Origin of the sequence: Kribbella sp. NPDC006257 (assembly GCF_040613535.1) — a bacterium.
Taxonomy (GTDB): domain Bacteria; phylum Actinomycetota; class Actinomycetes; order Propionibacteriales; family Kribbellaceae; genus Kribbella.
The window spans coordinates 293,384-301,819 of the sequence record NZ_JBEXSJ010000005.1 but is presented as its reverse complement, the minus strand read 5'-3'; the positions used below and the strand labels follow the sequence as shown (position 1 = coordinate 301,819).

Annotated in this window: 8 protein-coding genes; 2 read left to right on the top strand and 6 right to left on the bottom strand. The window is 66.5% G+C overall.

The annotated features are described in order from the left end of the window. Positions 1–273 (top strand): ANTAR domain-containing protein (locus ABZ004_RS09295; RefSeq protein WP_355679286.1); only part of this gene is annotated, 273 nt, incomplete at its 5' end. 35 nt (positions 274–308) lie between these two features. Here ABZ004_RS09295 and ABZ004_RS09290 read toward each other — a convergent pair. Together ABZ004_RS09290 and ABZ004_RS09285 are read right to left on the bottom strand one after the other, a co-directional pair. After that, on the bottom strand, positions 309–695 hold the full coding sequence (locus tag ABZ004_RS09290; RefSeq protein ID WP_355679285.1) for an alpha-amylase family glycosyl hydrolase: 387 nt from the start codon (positions 693–695) through the stop codon (positions 309–311). A 29-nt stretch (positions 696–724) separates the two neighbouring features. Continuing rightward, the gene (locus ABZ004_RS09285; RefSeq protein ID WP_355679284.1) at positions 725–1,741 is read right to left on the bottom strand and encodes a hypothetical protein; all 1,017 of its coding nucleotides are present in this window, start codon (positions 1,739–1,741) and stop codon (positions 725–727) included. Positions 1,742–3,266: 1,525 nt separating this feature from the next. Between ABZ004_RS09285 and ABZ004_RS09280 the strand changes: the two genes are divergently transcribed. Continuing rightward, a complete protein-coding gene (locus tag ABZ004_RS09280) occupies positions 3,267–3,974 on the top strand; it encodes an SDR family oxidoreductase (protein WP_355679283.1) in 708 nt (235 codons plus the stop codon). A gap of 15 nt (positions 3,975–3,989) precedes the next feature. Here ABZ004_RS09280 and ABZ004_RS09275 read toward each other — a convergent pair whose 3' ends face one another. The 4 genes from ABZ004_RS09275 to ABZ004_RS09260 are packed head-to-tail and all read right to left on the bottom strand — an operon-like array spanning position 3,990 to position 8,413. Further along, positions 3,990–4,373 carry a MerR family transcriptional regulator gene (locus tag ABZ004_RS09275; RefSeq protein WP_355679282.1) on the bottom strand — a complete coding sequence of 128 codons (384 nt, stop codon included), beginning with the start codon at positions 4,371–4,373 and terminating at the stop codon, positions 3,990–3,992. Between the two features lie 46 nt (positions 4,374–4,419). Next, positions 4,420–4,644: an RICIN domain-containing protein gene (locus ABZ004_RS09270; protein WP_355679291.1), complete on the bottom strand. Its 225-nt coding sequence runs from the start codon at positions 4,642–4,644 to the stop codon at positions 4,420–4,422. Between the two features lie 21 nt (positions 4,645–4,665). Further along, positions 4,666–6,447 carry a ricin-type beta-trefoil lectin domain protein gene (locus ABZ004_RS09265; RefSeq protein ID WP_355679281.1) on the bottom strand — a complete coding sequence of 594 codons (1,782 nt, stop codon included), beginning with the start codon at positions 6,445–6,447 and terminating at the stop codon, positions 4,666–4,668. Positions 6,448–6,484: 37 nt separating this feature from the next. Further along, positions 6,485–8,413 (bottom strand): sugar-binding domain-containing protein, encoded by a 1,929-nt coding sequence (locus ABZ004_RS09260; protein WP_355679280.1) that lies wholly within the window; start codon positions 8,411–8,413, stop codon positions 6,485–6,487. Positions 8,414–8,436 lie beyond the last annotated feature (23 nt).

Genomic DNA, 8,436 nt, shown 5'->3' with positions numbered 1-8,436 from the left:
CACGCGATCGACGGCGAGACCCGCCAGCTCGGCGAGATGTTCGCCGACCTCGCGGCGGTAGCGCTGGGCTGGTCACGCCAAGACCAGACCCTGCAGGAAGCGTTGTCGACCCGCGAACTGATCGGGCAGGCGATCGGCATCGTGATGGAACGCTACCGGCTGGACGCCGACCGCGCGTTCGCGTTCCTGGTCCGCACCTCCCAGGCGGGCAACGTCAAACTGCGAGACGTTGCCACCGGCATCATCGCCGACGCTGCCGGCAAAGCCGACTGACCGCGGTCTCTACCGTGCTGCTCGCTATGCCGGCATCACCAGAGAATCGGTGCATTGGTCAACGGCGATCTTGGTACCGGACTGCCACCTGGACGAGAGGAACCGTGCCATGTCGACGAGGCAACTTTCCCGGACGGAGTCTGCTGGCCGGTCATGATTGACAACGCAGAGGTCTCCGCCGAATGAATTCGATATCGACTGAGCTGTGGTGGAAGCACGCGGTCTTCTATTGCCTCGACGTGGAGATGCTGGTTGGACGTGTGGTTGAACGGTAGGTCGAGCAGGAGGCGCAGGCCGCGCTCCTGCGCGACCTCCATGAACTCGACCAGATCTCCCAGCGTGCCGAAGCGCGGATCGACCGCGGCGGCGGCTGAGGAAGCGGCGAGGGTGCGGAGGCCGATGAGGAGTTGTTCCTGTGCCACCCGGTTCAGGCCTCTCCAGACCACTGACGTCAACAGCTCGATCGCGGCGCCGTAGCCGGACGCCGCCGCAGTCCCGTCACCGTTCGCCATGGCGGTATCGCCCAGCGATTGTGCGGCCTGCAGCTTGACCGCGGGGCTGGATCCAATGACCTCGGCTGCCCGGCGCCAGGTCGACAACGCCGCCGCCAGATCGGCCGGATCCTGGGACCGATCGAGCCGGCTGGCGTACGCGTTCCCCAACCCCAAAGGAATGGCGCCGAGTCCGGATGCCCGCCCCAGTCCGCAGCCGTCACCGCCTCCAGGACCGCAATCGCCTCGTCAAGGTCTGCCGGTGAATCGTTGGCGACCCCACGTTGCCGAAGCGCCATCCCGAGATTCGACCGGTACATCAACGCGTCCTGCTCGCTCCCCTCGGCCGTCCGGACCGCCTCCCGGAACGCCTCGATCGACCGGTCCAGGTCCTCGCCACGCGCGTGTACGTCGCACCGCGTGCTCAGCGCCAGCCCGAGGTTCGACCAGAAGCCCGGCAACATCGGATCGCCCGGCTCCGCCGCACCAACTGCCAGCTCGGCAGCCTTCACCGACTCGTCCGCGGCGCCCTCTACGCCGCGGAACGCCTTCTCCCGCAGCACATTCGCCAAGTTCGACAACCGCGCCACCCGGAACGGGCTGTCCGCCGGCGTCAGCTCTACGGCTCGCCGCGCGGCCGCTACCGAGTCGTCGAGATCGTACGGCGCCGACCGCAGTTCGAACCGGGTCAGCAGCACGTTTCCCAGGTTCGTCGCCGCGGTCGCGAGCGGAACCGGCCCGGAGTTCGTCTGCTCGACCGCCCGGCGACCGACCCGGACAGCCTCGTCCAGACTCGCCGCGTGCGCGGTCGTCTCGTACACGCTCAGCAGACACACCGCGAGATTTGTCAGCCGCCCGCACACCGAGGAATCGCCGTCCGACGTCAGCTCGACAGCCTGCCGTGATGCCGCGACCGCCCAGTCCAGATCGTCCCGATCACCGGTCTGCCCAAACCGCGTCCGGCGGCAAGCACTCAACCCGGACAGAACATGCGCATACTCGTGCCCTCGCGCGTCGCTGAGTAGGAGCAGCGCCTGCTCACCCGCCGCGAACGGCGTCCGTGGCGTTCAGGGCCGACCGAGGTGAAGCGGTCGCGATTGTCGCGATGGTTTCCGTGTGCCGACGGGCCTCATTTAGCAAGCGTCGGCGCCGTTTGCGGATCTCCAGACCGCGCCAACGGACGTCGCGAATGCAGACATACGAAGCGCTGGGATCCGCGGCACGCTGTGAAATTGCGTGGTGCCGGCACCCCGGCAGAGTCGGGCGCACCAACCACGAGACATTCACCTTCGTCAGCGGTCTCGCGCACGTCTCCGCTGCAGCACCGCCTGGCGAACCTCCCAGGTCCGTGCAGTGACTCGCAGGACATATCGCAGCTGAACCAATGAGACCGCTCATCTTCAGGCAGTTGGTGGAGTGGCTAGTGCCGCCGGCAGTTGACGACGGGGTCGATTACCGATCGTCCGTAGGTGGCAGCGCCAGCGCGTGCGGCGAGCGACTAGGCGACAGGCGGCTGCCAGAGATGACTTCGAGCAGGCAGCTGCACTGTGGGTGAGCGGCACCAACTGAGTCGTCGACTCATGTCGTAGTCGACAGTCACGGGTCAGGCCCCAGCCGGTCTGGGCGTACACCTCAGTCCGACGGTGCACCCGGAACGTTGTCCAACGACCCACCTCCTTACGCACCTCAATCAGCGCGAGAGGATGGTTGCCGATGAGAACTTACGCGCAACAAGCATCCTCGGAATCCGTTACGTGTAAGGGATTCGGCGCAACATTGACAAATGATGGTCAGTCTCAGCTGGAATTCAGCGGCTAGGGGGTTCGGCCGAACGTTCCGGGTCGAGCTCTAGGCGTGTGGTTAAGGTGCGTGTTCGCCCTCGGACACACTCAAGGCCGGGACCCTCACGGTGCCGGCTTCTTCTGTTGAGCCCGCTGATCGGACACCGCCTTCGGTGGCGGGGGTTCTTCTGGCGCCTCCGGTGCGTGTCACCTGATGCCGCGGAACTCTTGTCGGCAAAGAAGCGTGGTCGAGCCCTCCCCCGCTCCAGCGCAGACGAGCCAAATATCGCAGTGCTGGTCGACGTAGGAATCTGGCGCTGACAGGCCTCCCGAAGGAGATCGGGACAAGGTCGCCTCAGCCGTGCCCTTCTCCGGGGTCCGCGCATTGCATCGGCAGTAGATCGTGTCCCCGGCGCGTGGCCGCCGCTCCATCTTTCGCTCACAGATCTCGCAACCGCGCGTGAACCCGCTTGGTGGAGATCCGGCGTCGAGACTGCGACGACCAGCCGACTTCCCCCGCGCGCGTCGTTTCGCTGCTCTAGCTGCACGGCAGTGAACGCCTCCACCGACACAATCGCCGGACGAGCAGGCTTCCGAGACCGCTCCCCCGCCACCTCCGCGTACCGCAGCAAGCAGCTACCGAGTGATCCCACTCACAAGACTTGCCTCTGACGTCAATGTCAGCGTTTAGCGTGAAAGAAGGTCCTATCAAGGAGACAATGTGAAGGTTTCTGGTTCCGTCGCACTCGTCACGGGTGCCAACCGCGGCATCGGCCGGCAGTTCGCGAGGCTTCTGCTGGAACGGGGCGCGAGCAAGGTGTACGCCACCGCCCGCACCCCCGCGTCCATCGACGTCCCGGGCGTCGAGACTCTGCGGCTCGACATCACCGACCCGGCGTCGGTCGCCGCAGTGGCGTCGGCCGCGACCGACGTGGACCTGCTGATCAACAACGCCGGTATCACCACCAACACCAACCTGGTCACCGGCGACCTGGACAAGATCCGGCTGGAGATGGAGACCCATTTCTACGGCACCCTCGGCATGATCCGGGCGTTCAGCCCGGTACTGGCGGCCAACGGCGGCGGCGCGATCGTCAATGTGCTCTCCGCGCTGTCCTGGTTCTCCTTCGACGGCGCCAACGCCTACGGCGCCGCCAAGGCCGCCGAGTGGAGCCTCACCAACGGCGTCCGTCTCGAACTCGCCGAACAGCAGACCCTGGTGACCGGCGTACACCTGGGCGCGGCCGACACCGACATGATGGCCGACTACGAAGGCCCCAAGATCGACCCGGCCGACGTTGTCCGCGCGACACTTGACGCCGTCGAGGCCGGCAAGCTGGAAGTGGTCGTCGACGAGTGGAGCGCCAACGTCAAGGCATCCCTGTCCCGCGACCCGCTCGAGTTCTACGGCCCGTCCCTGTCCGCGTAAGGACAGGGACGGGGTTCAGCCAACGGTTGCGGTGGAGCGGTTCAGCGTCGAGCGATGATCGCGGTTCTTCTCGATCAGTACGTCGAGGGAATCGCGGGTGCGGATCAGGTCGTCGATGTGCTCGGAGATCCGGTCACGCTCGATCGTGAGACGCGTCAGCGCGGCGTCGGAGTTCTCCTCGCTCGGAGTGTCCACGCAGGGCATCACCTCGACGATGGTGCGGCTGGACAAGCCCGCGGCGTACATGCGCTGGATGAGGATGACCCGCTCGACGTCGTAGTCGGTGTACTGACGCTGACCTGAGGGACTGCGCGAGCTGGTGAGCAAACCTTGCTCTTCGTAGTACCGGAGCGACCGGACACTTACCCCTGCCTTGCTCGCCAACTCTCCGATGCGCATCGAACCGCCCCTCACGTCAGTGTCAGGTCCAGCGTAGTCACCCGTCCTAAAGCGGGACGTTCCACTTCTGTGGATCGAGGCCGTTGCAGTCGTAGATCTGCAGGTCGGTGCCGTCCGCGGTCGCGCCGTTCGGGCTGTCCAGGCAGCGACCTGACTGCGGATTCCGCAGCGAGCCGTTGGCCTGTGGCTGCCAGATCTGGCCGCCGGCGGTGCCACAGTCCCAGAGCTGCACCTTGGTGAAGTTCGCCGTACCATTGCCGACGATGTCCAGACACTTGCCGAAGGCACGGATCTAGCCGTCCGTCCCGACACTCCACTGCTGACCCGGTACGCCGCCACAAGTCCATAGCTGTACGGCGTTCCCGCTCGTCGGCGTGTTGGTGTCGACGTCGACGCATTTGCCGGCGGCGGCCGGTCCGGTGATCGGGCCGGTCGGGAAACCAGGCAGGTTCCACTTCTGTGGATCGAGGCCGTTGCAGTCGTAGATCTGCAGGTCGGTGCCGTCCGCGGTCGCACCGCTCGGGCTGTCCAGGCAACGACCGGACTGTGGGTTGAGCAGTGCTCCGTTGGCTTGCGGTCGCCACTGCTGGCCGCCGGCTGGTCCGCAGTCCCAGAGCTGCACCTTGGTGGAGTTCGCCGTACCGTTGCCGACGATGTCCAGGCACTTGCCGAAGGAGCGAATGGTGCCGTCGGCCATCATCGTCCACTGCTGTCCCGGTGTGCCGCCGCAGGTCCACAGCTGTACGGCGTTTCCACTGACTGCCGTGTTGTGATCGACGTCCACGCACTTGCCGGCCCCCGCCGGTCCGGTGATCGCGCCGGTCGGTCCGCCGACGCGTCCGGTACCGAAGCGGACCTGGCACTGGTTCCCGGTGCCGAGCCAGGTCGCGGCCAGGTAGAGGAACGACGTACCGTTGATCGACGGGACGATCGGCGAGCTGTAACCCGGGCAGCCCGGAGCACCAGGACCATAGCTGCCGGTGGGGTTGACGTTGACCGGCGCTTCGAGCTCGGTCCAGTTGCCACTACCGAGTGAAGTGTTTGCCAACAGCACCGATCCGGACTCCGCCATCACCGCCTTGTTGCCGGTCGGTCCGGTGACCACGCGTTGCCCGGACATCAGCAACGTGCCGTTCGGGCCACCGCCAGGCAGCCAGGCGACGTATGGCGTGTGCAGGAGATGGCGACCGTCGCTGGTCTGCACCAAAGTGCCGGCGTCGTTGGTCGGCGCCCAGTTGAGGCCGTCGGCACTGGTCTTGATGTACACCGCGCAGGCGTGGTCGGCGTCGGTCGCGTCACGGCAGAGTTCGTAGCTCATCAGGAACTGGCCGTTGGGTAGCGCGGTGATGATCGACATGCCCGGCCGGGCCAGGTTATCGGCGGGGAAAGCGACGTCGGGGGTGATGCTGCCGCTCCAGGTCATGCCGCCGTTGGTGGACGTGTAGTGGCCGATGAGCTGGCTGTTGGTGGGCGATCCGGCCGGGCGTTCGTCGGAGATGAAGCAGGCCAGCGTGTTGTTCGGTGCGAGCAGGAACCATGGCTCCCAGATCCCCTGCCCGATCGTGTTCGGCTGCCCGCTGGTCTGTGTGCAGTTCGACAGGTACTGCCAGCTGGCGCCGTGGTCGGTGCTCTTGAAGACCTCGATCTTCTGTGCGGTGAAGTTGCCTTCGTCCCACGCCGTACCGGCCGCGAGCAGGTCACCCTGGTTGAGTCCGTTCGCGGTCCGGGGCACCTCGTAGACGACCGGTGCACCGAGGTCCCAGCCGGCCGTGTGGGAGGTGATCGTGCTGATCGGTGTGCCGCCGAACGTGGCACCACCGTCGGTACTGCGGAAGATCGGGAAGTTGGCAGCACCGGCTTCGTTGCGCCGGGCAAACGTCGCCAGCACGGTCCGGCCGGCATTGCCGTCGTGGTCGAGCCGGATCGCCCGCGGGTAACTGGCGTCGGCGTTCGGGACGGTGTTGAGGTTCGGGCTGTAGAGGATCTGGCCCGGCGGTGCGGCGGTGGCGGCCGGGACCGCCACCAGACTCGCGGCGAGGATGCCGAGGGCAACCAACGATCGACGGATGGACATGAAACCTCCTACGACGGGCGGATGAGCCGAGCGAGGGTCAGTGCGAAGTGATGTCCAGGAAGGTGCGGGCGACGACGGCGCCCGCGGAGTCGGTGATCCACAGCTGCAGACGGCCGGGCTGCGAGACCGCGACTTCGATCGGATCGGTGACGGTGAACGGCTTGGCATCGACCGGTGCGGAGCCGCCGGGCCAGTGCAGCGTTCCGAGCAAGGGTTCCTGCCCGTGATGCGAGATCCGCACCGGAACAGTCACCGGGTCGTCAGCCAGTACGACGTCGCGACCGGGCGCCTCCGGAGTGAGGTCGACGATCAGCGTGGTCTCCGCGTGGACGTCGGCCGCGACGGTGCCGCCGAGGTCCTTCGAGCGCCGGTCGTAGGTGTAGATCCCGACCGTCTCGTGTTCGACGTCGTAGAGCTCTGTGTAGATGTAGCCGGCGTTGCGGGGGTGACGGCGGAGTTCTTGGGTTTGCCAGCGCAGATGCCAGCCGCGCTCGACACTTGTCGAGCCACCGCCGTACTCGCCGTTCAGCTGAGGTTTGTCCGACGGATCGAATCCCGGGGCCGCGATCTCCTTGTTCAGCACAAGATCCGGACCTAGCCGCACCGGAAAGGCGCCATCCGCGGTGTTGATCAACCGGTCGATCACCGCGGCCCAGTTTCCGACGCTGTCGTCGTAGTAGTGCCAGTCGACCAGGTCTGTCTCGACGTGCGCCCAGCCCGAGTTGTCGACCACGGGCCGGGTGGGATCGGCGGACCGCAGGAGCCGGTACGCCCGGCGTACGGCGTCCTGTTTCGCGGGATCACCGGGCACGTCCCAGTCCAGGCCCCACTCCTCGTTGTACGCGGCCCAGATCACGATGCTCGGATGATTGTTGTCCCGGGCAACCATTCCGGCCGTCACCTGCTCGAAGGCGGCGACGGCCCCGGGAGCGAACCGGCCGGTCGACGGGGGCTCGGCCCAGACCATCACGCCGAGCCGATCGGCCCAGTACAGCCAGCGCGGGTCCTCCAGCTTGATGTGCTTGCGGACCAGGTTGAATCCGGCTGCGCGCGCCAGCTCCAGGTCGCGCCGCAAGGCCTCGTCGCTCGGCGCCGTGTGACCACCCGACGGCCAGAATCCTTGGTCCAGCACGCCTCGCACGTACGTCGGTACGCCGTTCAGGGTCAGATTGCTGCCCTGCCACTCGACCTTCCGTAGACCCGTGTATCCGCGGACCACGTCCTCGCCGGCGGTCACGATCACGTCGTACAGGTGGGGATCGTCGGGACTCCACAACCGCGGCTCGGCGATCGGAAGGATCGCGGTTCCCGGCCATTCGTCGTACTCGCGGACGACGACACCGGGGATCTCGATCCGGATCGGAGAGGGGCCGGTGACCGTGACCTCGATGCCGTCGAGCAGTGGGGTCGGGCGGAGGGACAACTGGGAGATGTACGCCGTCGGCCGGGGCTCGAGCCAGACTGTCTGCCAGATCCCGCTCGACGGAGTGAACGCACAACCGTCGTAGTCGTCGGCGGGCATGCTGCGTTGCTTGCCATGCGGGATGAACCGCTTGTCGGTCGGTGCGTCCACGCGGACGACGAGTTCGCCGGCGCCCGCGTCGTCCAGCAGGTCGGTGATGTCGGCCTCGAACGGCAGATAGCCGCCTTCGTGCTCGACCGCCTGTTCACCGTTGACCCAGACAGTCGCGTGGTGATGCACGGCGCCGAAATGCAGGATGGTCCGTTCACCGGCCCACTCCTCGGGCCGCTCGATCTGCCTGCGATACCAGGCGGTCGGCAACCAATGCGCGTTCACACCGGAGTCGGGGTGCTCCCAGGGGAACGGTACGACGATGGTCTCGGCGACCTCGCCATCGCTGAACCCAGCGGGGTCGCGGGTGAAGTCCCACTCGCCGTTCAGGGTGAGCCAGCGATCCGAACGCTCGAAGTGTGGGCGGGGGTATTCGGGACGTGGTGCGTTCACAGTTGTTCTCCCCTGGGTCAGGT